Source organism: Pseudomonas sp. 273, from assembly GCF_029201425.1.
Classification (GTDB): Bacteria; Pseudomonadota; Gammaproteobacteria; order Pseudomonadales; family Pseudomonadaceae; genus Pseudomonas; species Pseudomonas delhiensis.
This window is the reverse complement of the sequence record NZ_CP116775.1, coordinates 2232767-2248883: the sequence shown is the minus strand read 5'-3', so window position 1 is coordinate 2248883 and position 16117 is coordinate 2232767. Positions and strand designations below refer to the sequence as shown.

Sequence of the window (16117 nt, the reverse complement as noted above, 5' to 3'; positions counted from 1 at the left end):
CCGATTGGCCTTGGCTACCGGCCCGCTCGCCGTTGGGCTTGGCGCGGGTTGGATATGTTCCCGGGCTCGGCCAAGGCGCCGGCGGCAACGGAGGTGTATCGGCGGATAACCGCGAACGGTTATTCGCCCTACGTTACTGCGCCGGCCTTTCCACCCGCGCCGAACAGCCCCCTCTCCCGCTTGCGGGAGAGGGCTGGGGAGAGGGTGCTCTTGCGGTGGTCCGGTGCGCGGGTTCGAGGTATCGCGGACGGAGTCCGCTCCTACGACGGGGTTTCGTCTGGCCCATAGGTGTGGGCCCTACCCGAGATTCGCGCAAAAGTTGCGCTCCTACGGTTCATGCCGAGCGGCAGGCCCCATTGTAGGAGCGGACTCCGTCCGCGATCCGCCGGCAAGGCGAGTACGGCTCGCTCCTACGAAAAACGGGATGCGGTGAGGGTCAGGCATCGCGCAGGCGATAGCCCACGCCGGCCTCGGTGACGATGAAGCGCGGGTTGGCCGGGTCGTCCGCCAGCTTCTGCCGCAGGTGGCCGACCACCACCCGCAGGTAGTGGGTGTCCTCGACGTGGCTCGGGCCCCAGATGTCCTTGAGCAGTTGCTGCTGGGTGACCACCCGGCCGAGGTGGCGGGCCAGGGTGGCCAGCACCGCGTATTCCTTGCGCGTCAGTGCCACTTCAGCGCCATCGAGCGCTACCCGGCGGTAGGCGAAGTCCAGGTGCAGCGGCCCGACCGTGACGCTGGCCGCCTGGCTCTCGCCCTGGTGGCCCTGGCGCAGCAGCGCGCGGATGCGCGCGAGGAACTCCTGGATGCCGAAGGGCTTGGTCACGTAGTCGTTGGCGCCGCCGTCCAGGGCCAGCACCTTCTCGCTCTCGGCGGCGCGTACCGAGAGCACCAGCACCGGCACCTGCGACCACTCGCGCAATTCGCGCAGCACCTGCTGGCCGTCCTTGTCCGGCAAGCCGAGGTCCAGCACCACCAGGTCCGGGCGGTTCAGCGCGGCCTGGGCCAGGCCCTCCTCGCCGCTGCCGGCCTCCACCACCCGGTAGCCGCCGGCGTTGAGGCTGATGCGCAGGAACTTGCGGATCTGCGGTTCGTCATCGATGACCAGGATGCAGGCGGCGTTGGTGCTCATCGGGCTCGGCTGGCTGGGGGCGGTGGCGCCTAGCTTGGGCCTTTCAACTACCGGCATCAAGCTGCTCCAGGTCCGGTTGGCGCTGCAGCGGCAGGTGCAGGGTCAGGGTGGTGCCGCGGCCGTCCAGGCCGTCGCCGACGCTGATGCGCCCGCCGTGGGCGCCGACCATGCCCTGGCAGATCGCCAGGCCCAGGCCGGTGCTCGGCCCGCCGCGGTCGCCGCGGGCGGCGCTGTAGAACATGTCGAAGATCTTCTCCCGCTCGCCCTCGGGAATCCCCGGGCCCTCGTCGCTGACGCTGAACTGCAGTTCGTCGCCCACCTGCGCCGCCGCCACCCGCAGGCGCCCGCCGCTGGGCGAGAAGCGTGCGGCGTTCTCCAGCACGTTGACCAGCGCCTGCTCGATCAGCGCCGCGTGCACGTACAGCAGCGGCAGCTCGGCCGGCACGCGGGTTTCCACGCGGTAGGGCGCGAGCAGCGCACGCAGGCGGTGCACGGCGCTGCCGACGATGTCCTCCGGGGCCACCCAGTCGCGCGCCAGCTTCAGCCCGCCGTGGCCCAGGCGGGTCATGTCCAGCAGGTTCTGGATGTAGCGGTCCAGGCGCTCGGCCTCGTCGCGGGTGCTTTCCAGCAGTTCCTTGCGGTCGGCCGGGGGAATGGCGTCGCCCAGGGCCAGCAGGCTGTCGATGGCGCCGCGCATGGTGGTCAGCGGGGTGCGCAGGTCGTGGCTGACCGAGGCCAGCAGCGCGCTGCGCAATTGTTCGGTCTCACCGTGCAGGCGCGCCGCCTCCAGGTCGTCGGCCAGGCGCGCGCGGGCCAGGGCCTGGGCCAGCGGCTGGCCGAGGGCGGCGAGCAGGCGGCGGCGCTGGCCGGGCAGCGGCTCGCCGTCCCTGGGGCGCACGCCGAGCAGCGCCAGCGGCCCCTCCTCCGCCGACAGCGGCCACCACCACCAGCGCCCCGACGGCAGGGTGCCGGTGCCCAGGCCGGCCGGCTGGTCGTGCTGCCAGGCCCAGTCGGCGGCGGCGCGCTCCTGCTCGTCGAAGCCGCGGGCGTGGCCGCTTTCCACCTTCCAGTCATCGTGCTGGCGGGCCAGCACGCAGATGTCCAGGTCGTTCCACAGGGCGAACTGCTGGCTGGCGGCGGCCAGCACCGCCTGGCGGTCGGTGGCGGCGGTGAGCTTGCGCGACAGTTCCAGCAGCGCGCCGGTTTCTTCCTGGGTGTCGCGCAGCACCTGCAGCTGGCGGCGCTGGCGCGCGGCCAGGTTGCCGGTGAGCGCGGCCATGAGCAGGAAGAACAGCAGGGTCAGCACGTCCTGTTCGCGCTGGATGGAGAAGGAGAAATACGGCGGGATGAACAGGAAGTCGTAGGCCAGGAACGACAGCACCGCGCACAGCAGCGCCGGCCACAGGCTGCTGCGCACCGCCACCAGCAGCACCGCGGCGAGGAACACCAGGGAGATGTTCGGCAGCTCCAGCAGGTGCGCCACGCCCCAGGCCAGGGCGCTGGCCACGGCGGCGGCCAGCGCCGCCAGCAGGTAGTCGCGCCAGTGGCCGCGCTCGCGCCGGCGCGGGGTGGCCGGGGCCAGGTCGGCCTCGCTGTCCAGCGCGCTGATCTCCAGGCCCTCGCCCAGGCGCAGCAGGCGTGCCGCCAGGCCGCCGCCGAACAGCCGGCGGTGCCAGCGCTGCCGCGAACGGCCGACCAGGATCAGGCTGGCGCGGCGCTCGCGGGCGTGCTCGACCAGGGTGCGCGCCACCTCCCCGCCGCGCAGCTGCACCACCTCTCCGCCCAGGCGCTCGGCCAGCTGCTGGGCGTTCTGCAGGTACAGGCGGGATTGCTCGTCGCGGGCGTCGCCGGTGTCGACGTGGACCAGGCTCCAGGGCAGGTGGCGGCGCTCGGCCACCCGCGAGGCGTGGCGCACCAGGCGTTCGGCGTTGCGCTCGCCGTCCACGCCCACCAGCAGGCGGCCGCGCAGCGCCGGGGCCTCGCCGCCCTGCTGGCGGTAGCGGTGCGCCAGGTCGGCATCCACCCGCGCGGCGGCGGTCTGCATGGCCAGCTCGCGCAGCGCGGTGAGGTTGGTCTGGCTGAAGAAGGCGTCGATGGCCGCGCGCGCCTGTTCCGGCACGTAGACCTTGCCCTCGCGCAGGCGCTCCAGCAGCTCGCGCGGCGGCAGGTCCACCAGCAGCAGTTCGTCGGCCTCCTGCAGCACCCAGTCGGGCACCGTCTCGCGCACCTGCACGCCGGTGATGTCGCGCACCTGGTCGTTGAGGCTCTCCAGGTGCTGGACGTTGACCGTGGTGTAGACGTCGATGCCGGCGGCGAGCAGCTCCTGGATGTCCTGCCAGCGCTTGGCGTGGCGGCTGCCGGGGGCGTTGCTGTGGGCCAGCTCGTCGACCAGTGCCAGCTGCGGCGGCTCGCGCAGCAGGCCGTCGAGGTCCATCTCGGCCAGGTGGATGCCGCGGTACTCCGAGCGCAGCAGCGGCTGCTGCGGCAGGCCGGCCAGCAGCGCCTCGGTCTCGGCGCGGCCGTGGGTCTCGACGATGCCCACGCGCAGCTTCACGCCCTGGCGCAACTGGCCCTGGGCCGCCAGCAGCATGGCGTAGGTCTTGCCCACGCCGGGCGCGGCGCCGAGGAACACCTTGAGGCGCCCGCGGCCGTTGCGCTCCACTTCCGCGAGCAGGGCGTCGGCACGCCTGGGATCGGTCATCTCGGCCTCCTGGGAATTGTGCGCAAGTCTAGCGAGGCAGTTGCTCGAGGGCCATGTTCAGGGCCAGCACGTTGACCACCGCCGGGCCCACCAGCGGCCGCCGGGTGTTAGCCTCGACCAGGTTCTGCACGGCCTGGACCGGCAGGTTGCGGACCTGGGCGATGCGCGGCACCTGGTAGAGCGCGGCGTCCGGCGGCAGCTGCGGGTCCAGCCCGCTGCCGGAGGTGGTGACCAGCGCCAGCGGCACCGGGCGCCCGGCCACCGCTTCGGCGGCGGCGTCCTTGGCGATGCGCTGGGCCAGCGCCGGGTTGCCCGGGGCCAGGTTGGAGGCGCTGCTGGAGACGGTGGCGTAGTCGCCGGCCGAGGGCCGCTCGTGGAACCACTGCGGTCCCGCGAACTTCTGCGCCAGCAGCGCCGAGCCGCGGACTTCGCCCCTGGCGTCGCGCACCAGGCTGCCGTTGGCCTGCTCGGGGAAGGCCAGCTGGGCGATGCCGGTGACCAGCAGCGGATAGGCCACGCCGGTGACCAGCGACAGCAGGGCCAGGGAGGCGATGGCGGGACGGATGTGGGTGAGCATTTTTCGGTTTCCTCGATGATGCGGGCTCTTCGTAGGAGCGAGCTTGCTCGCGAAGCTCTTCGAACCAGGGCGGTTCGCGAGCAAGCTCGCTCCTACAGTCCGGGTAACCCCGTAGGATGGGTTGAGCCTGCGAAACCCATGCTGCCGGCAATGGCGATGGGTATCGCTTCGCTCAACCCATCCTACGAAGGGCGTCTCTGCAACCCTGTTCAGGCCAGGCCCACGGCCACCAGCAACAGGTCGATGGCCTTGATGCCGATGAAGGGCGCGATGATGCCGCCCACCCCGTAGACCAGCAGGTTGCGCCGCAGCAGGTGCATGGCGTCGCTGGCCTGCACGCGCACGCCGCGCAGGGCCAGGGGGATCAGCGCGATGATGATCAGCGCGTTGAACACGATGGCCGAGAGGATGGCGCTCTGCGGGCTGGCCAGGCGCATGACGTTGAGCACCTGCAGCTGCGGGTAGATGCCGGCGAACAGCGCGGGCAGGATGGCGAAGTACTTGGCCACGTCGTTGGCCACCGAGAAGGTGGTCAGCGCGCCGCGGGTCACCAGCAGTTCCTTGCCCACCTGGACCACGTCGAGCAGCTTGGTCGGGTCGCTGTCCAGGTCCACCAGGTTGGCCGCCTCGCGCGCCGCCTGGGTGCCGTCGTTCATGGCCATGCCGACGTCCGCCTGGGCCAGCGCCGGGGCGTCGTTGGCGCCGTCGCCGCACATCGCCACCATGCGCCCCTCGGCCTGCTCCTGGCGGATGCGCGCCAGCTTCTTCTCCGGGGTGGCCTCGGCGATCACGTCGTCCACCCCGGCCTCGGCGGCGATGGCCGCGGCGGTCAGCGGGTTGTCGCCGGTCACCATCACGGTGCGGATGCCCATGCGCCGCAGCTCGGCGAAGCGCTCGCGGATGCCCGGCTTGACCACGTCCTTGAGGTGGATGGCGCCCAGCAGCCTGCCGTCGGCCACCACCAGCAGCGGGGTGCCGCCGCTCTGGGCGATGCGTTCGACCTCTTTCGCCAGGCTTTCCGGCATGTCGTCGCGGGCGCGGCCGATGAAGGCCAGGGCGGCGTCCACCGCGCCCTTGCGGTAGACGTGGCCGTCCAGGTCGACGCCGGACAGCCGCGTCTCGGCGCTGAAGGCGATGGGCGTCAGCTTCTCGCGCGACGGCTCCGGCAGCAGCACCTGGGCGCGCAGGAACTCGACGATGGACTTGCCTTCGGGCGTGTCGTCGGCCAGCGAGGCGAGGAAGGCGCCTTCGGCCAGCTCCACGGCATTCACCCCGGGCGCGGCGTGCAGCGCGGCGCAGCGGCGGTTGCCGAAGGTGATGGTGCCGGTCTTGTCGAGCATCAGCACGTGCACGTCGCCGGCGGCCTCCACCGCACGGCCGGACTTGGCGATCACGTTCAGCCGCACCAGGCGGTCCATGCCGGCGATGCCGATGGCCGAGAGCAGGCCGCCGATGGTGGTCGGGATCAGCGTCACCAGCAGCGCCACCAGGAACACCAGCGGCAGGTTGCCGCCGGCGAACAGGGCGAAGGGCTTGAGCGTCACCACCACCAGCAGGAAGATCAGCGTCAGGCCGATCAGCAGGATGTCCAGCGCCACCTCGTTGGGCGTCTTCTGCCGCTTGGCGCCCTCCACCAGGGCAATCATGCGGTCGAGGGTCGACTCGCCGGGGTTGACGCTGATGCGGATCTGCAGCCAGTCGGAGACCAGCCGGGTGTTGCCGGTGACCGCCGAGCGGTCGCCGCCGGACTCGCGGATCACCGGCGCCGATTCGCCGGTGATGGCGGCCTCGTTGACCGCCGCTACGCCCTCGATCACCTCGCCGTCGCCGGGGATCAGCTCGCCGGCCACCACGCGCACCACGTCGCCCTTGCGCAGGCTGCCGGCGGGCACGCTCTCGTAGCTGCCATCGACATTCAGGCGCTGCGCCATCAGGCCCTGGCTGCCGGCCTTGAGGCTGTCGGCGCGGGCCTTGCCGCGCCCCTCGGCCAGGGCCTCGGCGAAGTTGGCGAAGAGCACGGTGAACCACAGCCAGGCGGCGATCTGCGCGGCCACCGCCAGGGGCACCGCGTCGCCGCCGGTGAAGCACAGCACGGTGGTGAGGATGGCGGTCAGCTCCACCACCAGCATCACCGGCGAGCGCTGCAGCTGGCGCGGGTCGAGCTTGACGAAGGCCTGCAGCAGCGCCGGCTTCCACAGCGCGGCGAAGCTCAGGCTGTGGCGTTTCTCGGGGGCGGGCATGGCGGGCTTGAGCGACATGTCCTGGGTCTTGGCATTCATCTGTTGGCTCCTCAGAAGCCGAGGGTCAGGTGGTCGGCCACCGGGCCGAGGACCAGGGTCGGCAGGAAGTTCAGGCCGCCGACCAGGAGGATGGTCGCCGCCAGCAGGCCGACGAACAGCAGGCCGTGGGTGGGGAAGCTGTTCGGCCCCACCGGCACGCGCTTCTTCGCCGCCAGGCTGCCGGCGATGGCCAGCACCGGGACGATGTAGCCGAAGCGGCCGATGAGCATGGCCAGGGCGATCATCAGGTTGTGGAACGGGGTGTTGGCGCCGAAGCCGCCGAACGCCGAACCGTTGTTCGCGGTGCCCGAGGTGTAGGCGTAGAGCAGTTGGCTGAAGCCGTGGGCGCCGGGATTGCTCACCGACGCGGCCGGGCCCGGCAGGCTGGCGGCGATGGCGCCGAGCACCAGCACGCCGACCGGCATCACCAGCAGGGTGGCGACCAGCAGGCGGACCTCGCGGGCCTCCAGCTTCTTGCCCAGGTATTCCGGGGTGCGGCCGATCATCAGGCCGGCGAGGAACACCGCGATCAGCACGAACAGCAGCATGCCGTAGAGGCCGGCGCCGACGCCGCCGAAGACCACCTCGCCGAGCATCATGTTGAACATCGCCACCAGGCCGCTGAGCGGGTTGAGGCTATCGTGCATGGCATTCACCGAGCCGTTGGAGGCGGCCGTGGTGGTCACCGCCCAGAGCACGCTGGCGGTGGTGCCGAAGCGGCTCTCCTTGCCCTCCAGGGGCGCGCCCTGGGTGATCGGCAACTGCGCCAGGGCCGGGTTGGGCTGGTACTCGGCCCACAGCGCCACGCCCAGGCCGACCACGAACAGCAGCAGCATGCAGCCGAGGATGGCGCGGCTCTGGCGCAGGTCCTTGACGTAGTGGCCGAAGGTGAACACCAGCGCCGCCGGGATCAGGATGATCGACGCCAGTTCGAACAGGTTGGCCCAGGCCGTGGGGTTCTCGAACGGGTGCGCCGAGTTCACGCCGAAGAAGCCGCCGCCGTTGGTGCCCAGCTGCTTGATGGCGATCTGGCTGGCCGCCGGGCCCAGCGGAATGGTCTGGTCGGCGCCCTGCAGGGTGGTGGCGTGGACGTAGTCGAGGAAGGTCTGCGGCACGCCCTGCCAGACCAGCAGCAGCGCCAGGATCAGGCACAGCGGCAACAGGCCGTAGAGGGTCGCGCGGGTCAGGTCGACCCAGAAGTTGCCGAGGTTGCTGGTGGACTTGCGGGCGATGCCGCGGGCCAGCACCACCAGCACGGCCAGGCCGACGGCCGGGCTGACGAAGTTCTGCACGGTCAGGCCGAGCATCTGGCTCAGGTAGCTCAGCGAAGCCTCGCCGCTGTAGGCCTGCCAGTTGGTGTTGGTAACGAAGCTCACCGCGGTGTTCAGCGCCAGGGTCCATTCCAGGCCCGGCAGATGCTGCGGGTTGAGCGGCAGCGCGCCCTGCCCCGCCAGGATGGCGAACAGCAGGGCCAGGCCGGCCAGGTTGAAGGCCAGCATGGCCAGGGTGTAGCGCTTCCAGTCCTGCTCGCCCTGCGGGTCGATGCCGCAGACGCGGTAGACCAGGCGCTCCACCGGCAGGAACACGGGGCTGAGGAAAGTCCGCTCGCCCTCCATCACCTTGTAGTAGAAGCGCCCGAGCAATGGCGCGGGCAGCAGCACCAGGGCGAAGAAGGCGGCGATCAGCATCACGTCATGGCTGTTCATGCGGCCTCCTAGGCGCGGTCGGCGCGCAGCAGCGCCACCAGCAGGTAGATGAAAAGCCCCGTGGCCAGGACCAGGGCCACCCCGTCGAGCACGCTCATGTCTGTTTCTCCTTACGCAGGGGAATCCTCGCGATGGGAAAAGTGTCCGCAAAGCGGGCGTAAAGAAGCGATTGGCGGGCCTTCCGGTGGGCATAAAGAAAGCGTAAAGAAGCGCTATGGCGCAGCTTTGTATGCGCGCCGATACATTGACGACACTCTGTCGATATCCGCCGCCGTCAGCCTTGCCTACCGTGGCCCCCCGTGCGAGGGCGGGTTAGCATTGACTCCGCGCCCCGGGCGCCCCCAGCGACAGGTACCCCATGTTCCCCAATCCCGCCTCCAGCCAAGACAGCCAGCGCCGCTGGACCATCCGCGCCCTGCTGGTGGACGACGACGAGCCGATCCGCGAACTGCTCTGCGGCTACCTGGCGCGCTTCAACATCGAGGCCCGCGGCGTGGCCGACGGCGCCGGGATGCGCCAGGCCCTGGCCGAGGAGAACTTCGACGTGGTGGTGCTGGACCTGATGCTGCCCGGCGAGGACGGCCTGTCGCTGTGCCGCTACCTGCGCAGCGAGTCGGACATCCCGATCCTCATGCTCACCGCGCGCTGCGAGCCGGCCGACCGCATCATCGGCCTGGAGCTGGGCGCCGACGACTACATGGCCAAGCCCTTCGAGCCGCGCGAGCTGGTGGCGCGCATCCAGACCATCCTGCGCCGCGTGCGCGGCGACGAGGCCCGCAACGAGCCGCGCGCCCAGGTGCGCTTCGACCAGTGGCGGCTGGACAGCGTGCTGCGCCAGCTGCACTCCCCGGACGGCCTGGTGGTGCCGCTGTCCAACGCCGAGTTCCGCCTGCTCTGGGTGTTCCTCGAGCGCCCGCGCCGGGTGCTCAACCGCGAGCTGCTGCTGGACGCCGCCCGCGGCCGCGCCATCGAGGCCTTCGACCGCAGCATCGACCTGCTGGTCTCGCGCCTGCGCCAGAAGCTCGGCGACGACCCGCGCTCGCCGCGGCTGATCAAGACCGTGCGCGGCGAAGGCTACCTGTTCGACGTGCGCGACATCACCTGACCCGGCCCGGGAGGCCCGCTTGAAGAAACGCTCGCTGCAGCTCGCCGACAGCCTGTTCGCCCGCCTGTTCGGCGTGTTCCTGCTGGCCATCGTGGTCGCCCACCTGCTGGCCTTCGTCTGGTTCAGCCACTTCCATCATCCGGCCCCGCCCCCGCCTCCCCCGCCGCCCCACGCATTCGCCGAACCCGGCCCGCCGCCACCGCCACCGCCGCGCCTGCCGTTCTGGAGCGTGCCCTTCGCCTTCCAGCTGCTGAGCCTGGTCGCCGCCGCCTGGTTCGGCGCGCGCCTGCTGGCGCGCCCGGTGCAGCGCCTGGGCGACGCCGCGCTGCAGCTGAGCGAGGACCTGGACAGCCCGGCGCTGCCGGAAACCGGCCCGCGCGAGGCGCGGCAGGCGGCCCAGGCCTTCAACCGCATGCGCGAGCGCATCCGCGAGCAGGTGCAGCAGCGCGGCCGCATGCTGGTGGCGGTGTCCCACGACCTGCGCACACCGCTGTCGCGCCTGAAGCTGCGCGTGGAGGAGATCGACAACCCGCAGCTGCGCGCGCGTTTCGCCCAGGACCTGGGCGAGATGATCGGCATGCTCGACTCCACCCTGCACTACCTGCACCAGGAGCGCACCAGCGAGGCGCTGCAGTGGTTCGACGTCAACGCCCTGGCCGAGTCGCTGGCCGAGGACGCCTGCGAGCACGGCGCGCGGGTCAGCGTCGAGGGCCAGTGCGCACCGCTGAAGGTGCAGCCGCTGGCCCTGCGCTCGTGCCTGTCCAACCTGCTGGACAATGCCCTGCGCTACGCCGGCGAGGTGCAACTGGTGCTGCGCGACACCGGCCAGCAGGTGGAAATCCTGGTCCGCGACCATGGCCCGGGCATCCCCGCGCAGATGCGCGAGCAGGTGTTCGAGCCCTACTTCCGCCTGGAAGGCTCGCGCAACCGCAACTCCGGCGGCGTCGGCCTGGGCCTGGCCATCGCCCGCGAGGCGGCGCGGCGCCACGGCGGCGACCTGTACTTCGAGGAAACCCCCGGCGGCGGCGCCACCGCCGTGCTGACCCTGCCGCGCGCCTGAGGCTTTGTCGGCCCCCGCATACAAAGCGCACATACCCTCGACAAGGCACGCCTCGAACCTGCCAGGACCGGGAATCCAGTTCCGGCCGCATAACCTCATGGAGGCAGTCCGATGATCAGCGGAGTCAGCAGCTACAGCAGCTATTACAGCGGCGCCGCGCTCGCCAGCACCCAGCGCAGCGCCAGCAGCAGTTCCACCAGCAGCACCGGCAGTACCGGCGACAAGGCGCAGAAATTCGCCGCCGACCTGTTCAAGTCCCTCGACAGCGACGGCGACGGCAGCGTCAGCTCCAGCGAGCTGGACAGCGCCCTGTCCGCCTCCGGCAGCGACAGCGGCGACATCGACATCGATTCGCTGCTGGCCCAGCTGGACAGCGACGGTAGCGGCGGCATCAGCCAGGACGAGCTGAGCAGCGCCCTGCAGCAGGCCCAGGGCGACATGCCACCGCCCCCGCCCTCCGCCGACCAGGCCGCCGGCGACCTGCTGGCCTCCCTGGACAGCGATGGCGACGGCAGCATCAGCAGCGACGAACTCAGCGCCGCCACCAGCAGCAGCGACAGCAGCGAGCTGTTCAGCGCCCTGGACAGCGACGGCAGCGGCAGCATCAGCCAGGACGAACTGAGCAGCGCCCTGCAGCAGGCCCAGGGTGACATGCCGCCGCCCCCGCCACCCACTTCCGGCCAAGCCGACGGCAGCCTGGCCAGCAGTGCCAGCAGTTCCAGCAGCGACGGCTCCAACACCAGCAGCTCGGCCGGCGCCGAGGCCGTGCAGCAGATGCTCGCCATGCTGGCCAGGCACTACCAGGACAGCAGCGCCGCCAGCTACCAGAACACCAGCGGTAGCCTGGTCGACATCGCCGCCTGACACGCCGGACGGCTCTTCGCAGGATGGCTCGAGCCTCGGCGAAACCCATGCGGCCAGGGCGATGGGTATCGCTTCTCTCCACCCATCCTACGTCAGCGTTTGTCCTGCACCGTAGGAGCAACTGCCTTCTGGGCTCACTCGTTCGCGGGGGTGACTGGATCAAAATTCGCGTCTCCCATGTCGCCCCATTGTAGGAGCGGGCCCTGCCCGCGAATCGCGCGCAGGGCGCGCTCCTACAGGGGAATGGCATGGCTCGGCCCGCGTAGGAGCGGACCTTGTCCGCGATAGCCGGAAGTTCCGGCGCGATTCGCGGATGAGATCCGCTCCTACAGCGTGCCCCTATGGTCCCTGCCATCCCCAAGAGCGTGGCCTACGGCATGACTGTAGGAGCGGGCCCTGCCCGCGATTCGCGCGCAGGGCGCGCTCCTACAAAGGAGCACGTGGCCGACGCCGCGTAGGACTCCGTCCGCGATAATCCCACCCCGCGCCCAAGGCTCCCCGCCTTGCCACATCCCCACAGCTGCAGTAGCCTGTCCCGCCTAATCATCCGATGATTGGATGTCTATATGGCCAATCCCCTCAAGCGCTCCCTGGTCGACATCGCCCTGGAGCAGATCCGCCAACGCATCGACAGCGGCGCCTGGGCCCTCGGCCAGCGCCTGCCGCCGGAGCCGGAGCTGGCGGAAATCCTCGGCATGAGCCGCAACACCGTGCGCGAGGCGGTACGCGTGCTGACCTTCTCCGGCGTGCTGGAAGTGCGCCAGGGCGATGGCACCTACGTGCGCGCCTGCGCCGACCCGCTGGACACCATGCTGGCCCTGGCCCGCGGCTCCATCGAGCAGGCCCTGGAGGCGCGCGGGGTGATCGAGGTCGAGGCCGCGCGCCTGGCCGCCCTGCGCCGCAGCGACGCCGACCTGGCCGCCCTGCGCCAGGCCCTGGCGCTCAGCGCCCGGCACCATGGCGGCGACCTGGAGGCCTACGTCGAGCATGACCTGGCCTTCCACCAGCGCGTGGTGGACAGCGCCCACAACCCGCTGCTGAGCGAGCTGTACCGCTACTTCTCGCGGGTGATCCGCGCCGGCCTGCAGCGCACCATCAGCGAACCCGGCCGCCCGCAGCCGCCCTTCGAGCTGCACCAGCGCCTGCTGGACGCCCTGCAGCGCCAGGACGCCGAGGCGGCCGTCGCCGCCAACCGCGCGCTGCTGATCTGACTTCCCTTCCCACTGCCTTGCGATAGCTGCCATGTCCCAACGACACCACGCCGACGAACTGCTGATCGACGCCGAGATCGACGAAGTCCCCGCCCCCGCGCCCGCCCCGGTACGGCCCTGGCTGCTGTTGCTCGGCCTGGTGCTGGTGGCGCTGAACCTGCGCCCGGCGCTGTCGAGCCTGGCGCCGCTGCTGAACATGGTGCGCGAGCACACCGGCCTGTCGGCCGCCGCCGCGGGCCTGCTGACCACCCTGCCGGTGCTCTGCCTGGGCCTGTTCGCCCCGCTGGCGCCACGCCTGGCGCGGCGCCTGGGTGCCGAACGGGCGGTGCTGGCGATCCTCCTGCTGCTGGCCGCCGGCATCGTCCTGCGCAGCCTGTTCCCGATCGCCGGGCTGTTCCTCGGCAGCCTGGTGGCCGGCGCCAGCATCGGCGTCATCGGCGTGCTGCTGCCGGGCATCGTCAAGCGCGACTTCCCGCACATCGCCGGGACCATGACCGGCGTCTACACCATGGCCCTGTGCCTGGGCGCGGCGTTGGCCGCCGGGGCCAGCGTGCCCCTGGCCGGGCTGTTCGGCGGCAGCTGGCAACCGGCCCTGGCCGCCTGGGCCCTGCCGGCGGTGCTGGCCGCGCTGGTCTGGCTGCCGCAGACGCGCCAGGTCCACCACGCCCACCGCCAGGCGTTCCAGGTCAAGGGCCTGTGGCGCGACCCGCTGGCCTGGCAGGTGACCCTGTACATGGGCCTGCAGTCGTCGCTGGCGTACATCGTGTTCGGCTGGCTGCCGTCGATCCTCATCGACCGCGGCCTGAGCCCGACGGCCGCCGGGCTGATGATGTCCGGCTCGGTGATGGTGCAGCTGCTCAGCGCCCTGGGCGCCCCCTGGTTCGGCACCCGCGGCCGCGACCAGCGCCTGGTGGTGTTCCTGGTCCTGGCGCTGACCCTCGCCGGCCTGCTCGGCCTGCTCTACGCGTCCACCGGCAGCCTTTGGCTGTGGGCGGTGGTACTCGGCCTGGGCCAGGGCGGCACCTTCAGCATCGGTCTGGCGCTGATCGTGCTGCGCTCGCCCGACGCCCACGTCGCCTCGCACCTGTCCGGCATGGCCCAGGGCGTGGGCTACACCCTGGCTGCCCTGGGGCCCTTCCTGGTCGGCCTGGTGCACGACCTGAGCGACGGCTGGGACGCGGTCGGCGCCATCTTCGTGGCCATCAGCCTGGGCGCGCTGATCGCCGGCCTCGGCGCCGGCCGCGACCGGATGGTGGGCGTACGCAGCGAGGCGCTCCAGTAAGCGGCGCGTCCCCGTAGGGCGCATAACGCCTAAGGCGTTATCCGCCGTCGTCGCCGGGTTCCGCGCATGGGCCAGCGGCGGATAACCGCGAACGGTTATTCGCCCTACGGTTCTGTAGGAGCGCGCCCTGTGCGCGAAACCGGCCTAGGGCGCCTTGTCCCCCGGCCCGCCCGGCGGCAGGGCGCCGCGCTTGGGGCTCTCGATCCAGTCGTTGACCAGGTTGTAGACCACCGCTAGCAGCACCGGGCCGAGGAACAGGCCGATGAAGCCGAAGCTGAGCAGCCCGCCCAGCACCCCGAGCAGCACCACCACCAGCGGCAGGTTGCCGCCGCGGCTGATCAGGTAGGGCTTGAGGATGTTGTCCACGCCGCTGATGACGAAGAAGCCCCAGATGCCCAGGAACACGCCATAGCCGTAGCTGCCCTCGAAGAACAGCCAGACGGTGGCCGGGCCCCAGACCAGCGGCGGGACCATCAGCAGGCTGCAGACGAAGGTCAGCAGGCCCAGCAGCAGCGCCCCCGGCACCCCGGCGATGAGGAAGCCGACGAAGGCCAGCACCGCCTGGGCCGCCGCGGTGCCGATCACGCCGTTGACCACCCGCTGCACGGTGCCGGCGATCAGCTCCATGTAGTGTTCGGCGCGCGGGCCGATCAGGCGCTCCAGCATCTGGTAGGCGAAGGCCTCCAGGCGCTTGCCGTCGCGGTAGAAGAAGAAGATCAGCACCAGGCTCAGGACCAGCTCGAAGATGCCCCCGGCCAGCTTGGCCGAGCGCGCCAGCAGCCAGTTGCCCACCTCGCCCATGTAGGGCTTGAGCGCGGAGAAGATGGCCACCCCCTGCTGGTCGATGGAGTACCACCAGCCGATCAGCCGGTCGCCGATCAGCGGCGTGCGCGCCAGCCAGGTCGGCGGCGGCGGCAGCCCGGAGACCTGCAGGTTCTTCACCAGCTCGACGCCGGCGCGCAGCTTGTCCGCCATGCCGAAGCCCAGCCACAACAGCGGCAGGGCCACCAGGACGATCCAGAAGGCGGTCAGCACGCCCGCCGCCAGCGCCTCGCGGCCGCCGGTCAGGCGCGTCAGCAGGCGCATCAGCGGCCAGCTGGCGAAGGCCAGCACGGCGGCCCAGAACAATGCCGTCCAGAACGGCGCCAGCACCCACAGGCTGGCGACCAGGAGGGTCACCAGGAGGATGCGCAACAGCAGGTTATCGAACATCGGGGCCGGACTCCTTCTCGGTACGGCGACGGCAGCCGGGCGCTCGCTGCGCCCAGCTTCAGCGTAGGCGAATCAGCGCAGCCAGGTCAGGTGCAGCCCGTCCCCTTCGCTGCCGCCCAGCTCCAGGCGGGCATCGCGCACGCCCTGGGCGGTGAGCGCGCCGCGCCAGTCGGCGGCATGGGCTCCGGCCAACTCGACGCGCACGCCGGTGTCCTGGCGCAGGGTGCGCACCAGCAGGTCGAGCCAGGCGCCGCCGGGCTCGGCGGGCACGTGGCTGAGAGTCAGCTCGCCGTTGGCCTTGAGCAGGCGCATCAGGGTCGCGGCGCTGGGCAGCAGTTCGCCCAGTGCGCTGCCGGCGTCCAGCTGCTCGGCGTGCAGGTAGGCGCGGCGGTTGCCGCGGGTGATGGAGTAGACCGCCAGCAGGCTGTCCTGCTGCGGCGCGGCCAGGCGCACCAGCAGGTAGGCCTGCTGGTCGTCCGGGCCGTAGAGGCTGGATTTGCCGAACACGGCGTTGGCCAGCAGGCTGCTGGAGCCACAATCGCGGCCCTCGCACCAGAACAGCGGGGTGGCATCGGCCTGGAGCAGGTCCTTGCGCGCGGCGGCGAAGGCGTTGGCGCTGGAGTCCTCGTCGGGCAGGCGGTAGGTCAGCGCGGTGAGCTGGCCGAGGGCGCGCACCTCGCCTTCCATGCGCAGGCGCCCGCTGATGCGGCTGATCGGCCCCAGCGGGTAGACCCGCTCGGTGCCGGGGGCGCTGCTGAAGTCGACGATTTCCGCCCTCGGGAAACGGGGCAGCAGGCTCAGGTCGTGGCTGTCGGGAACGTCGGCGGCGAAAACGCTGGCCGCGAACAGCGTGCCCACCAGGGGCAGCAGGGAGAGACGAGGCATGTCAGGCGTCGCACCTCCGTTGCGCACGCTGCGGGGCGTGCGCGCCCGGGCCGCTGGAATCCTTGGGGCCGCCCGGCGTGGCGGTGGCGAAGAGCTCGATCATGCA

The 16117-nt window shown here is 71.2% G+C and carries 13 protein-coding genes; 5 read left to right on the top strand and 8 right to left on the bottom strand.

The window, feature by feature from the left end; all coding sequences use genetic code 11:
- Positions 1–436 precede the first annotated feature (436 nt).
- From PKO50_RS10840 to kdpF, 6 genes are all read right to left on the bottom strand, one after another.
- Positions 437–1129, bottom strand: a complete 693-nt coding sequence (locus tag PKO50_RS10840) for a response regulator (RefSeq protein WP_089394469.1) — start codon at positions 1127–1129, stop codon at positions 437–439.
- Between the two features lie 43 nt (positions 1130–1172).
- Positions 1173–3830: a sensor histidine kinase KdpD gene (locus PKO50_RS10835; protein WP_275629675.1), complete on the bottom strand. Its 2658-nt coding sequence runs from the start codon at positions 3828–3830 to the stop codon at positions 1173–1175.
- Between the two features lie 28 nt (positions 3831–3858).
- Positions 3859–4407 carry a potassium-transporting ATPase subunit KdpC gene (gene kdpC, locus PKO50_RS10830; RefSeq protein ID WP_275629674.1) on the bottom strand — a complete coding sequence of 183 codons (549 nt, stop codon included), beginning with the start codon at positions 4405–4407 and terminating at the stop codon, positions 3859–3861.
- Positions 4408–4616: 209 nt separating this feature from the next.
- The gene (kdpB, locus tag PKO50_RS10825) at positions 4617–6665 is read right to left on the bottom strand and encodes a potassium-transporting ATPase subunit KdpB (RefSeq protein WP_275630462.1); all 2049 of its coding nucleotides are present in this window, start codon (positions 6663–6665) and stop codon (positions 4617–4619) included.
- A 32-nt stretch (positions 6666–6697) separates the two neighbouring features.
- Positions 6698–8392 carry a potassium-transporting ATPase subunit KdpA gene (gene kdpA, locus PKO50_RS10820; protein ID WP_275629673.1) on the bottom strand — a complete coding sequence of 565 codons (1695 nt, stop codon included), beginning with the start codon at positions 8390–8392 and terminating at the stop codon, positions 6698–6700.
- Positions 8393–8400: 8 nt separating this feature from the next.
- Complete coding sequence (kdpF, locus tag PKO50_RS10815) at positions 8401–8490, bottom strand: K(+)-transporting ATPase subunit F (protein WP_089394464.1); 90 nt, start codon at positions 8488–8490, stop codon at positions 8401–8403.
- 260 nt (positions 8491–8750) lie between these two features.
- Here kdpF and PKO50_RS10810 point away from each other — a divergent pair, with 260 nt between their 5' ends.
- The 5 genes from PKO50_RS10810 to PKO50_RS10790 all read left to right on the top strand — a co-directional run bounded on the left by PKO50_RS10810 (position 8751) and on the right by PKO50_RS10790 (position 13914).
- Positions 8751–9497, top strand: a complete 747-nt coding sequence (locus PKO50_RS10810) for a response regulator (RefSeq protein WP_109936679.1) — start codon at positions 8751–8753, stop codon at positions 9495–9497.
- Between the two features lie 19 nt (positions 9498–9516).
- Positions 9517–10557: an ATP-binding protein gene (locus PKO50_RS10805; RefSeq protein ID WP_275629672.1), complete on the top strand. Its 1041-nt coding sequence runs from the start codon at positions 9517–9519 to the stop codon at positions 10555–10557.
- A 111-nt stretch (positions 10558–10668) separates the two neighbouring features.
- Positions 10669–11421: a XopAW family type III secretion system calcium-binding effector gene (gene xopAW / locus PKO50_RS10800; protein WP_275629671.1), complete on the top strand. Its 753-nt coding sequence runs from the start codon at positions 10669–10671 to the stop codon at positions 11419–11421.
- A gap of 566 nt (positions 11422–11987) precedes the next feature.
- On the top strand, positions 11988–12632 hold the full coding sequence (locus PKO50_RS10795; protein ID WP_275629670.1) for a FadR/GntR family transcriptional regulator: 645 nt from the start codon (positions 11988–11990) through the stop codon (positions 12630–12632).
- 31 nt (positions 12633–12663) lie between these two features.
- Positions 12664–13914, top strand: a complete 1251-nt coding sequence (locus PKO50_RS10790) for a CynX/NimT family MFS transporter (RefSeq protein ID WP_089394926.1) — start codon at positions 12664–12666, stop codon at positions 13912–13914.
- Positions 13915–14058: 144 nt separating this feature from the next.
- On the opposite strand, the gene PKO50_RS10785 is transcribed toward PKO50_RS10790, so the two are convergent.
- Positions 14059–15126: an AI-2E family transporter gene (locus PKO50_RS10785; protein WP_109932452.1), complete on the bottom strand. Its 1068-nt coding sequence runs from the start codon at positions 15124–15126 to the stop codon at positions 14059–14061.
- Positions 15127–15198: 72 nt separating this feature from the next.
- Positions 15199–16011, bottom strand: coding sequence for a DUF4892 domain-containing protein (locus tag PKO50_RS10780; RefSeq protein ID WP_275629669.1), 813 nt, complete (start codon positions 16009–16011; stop codon positions 15199–15201).
- Positions 16012–16117 lie beyond the last annotated feature (106 nt).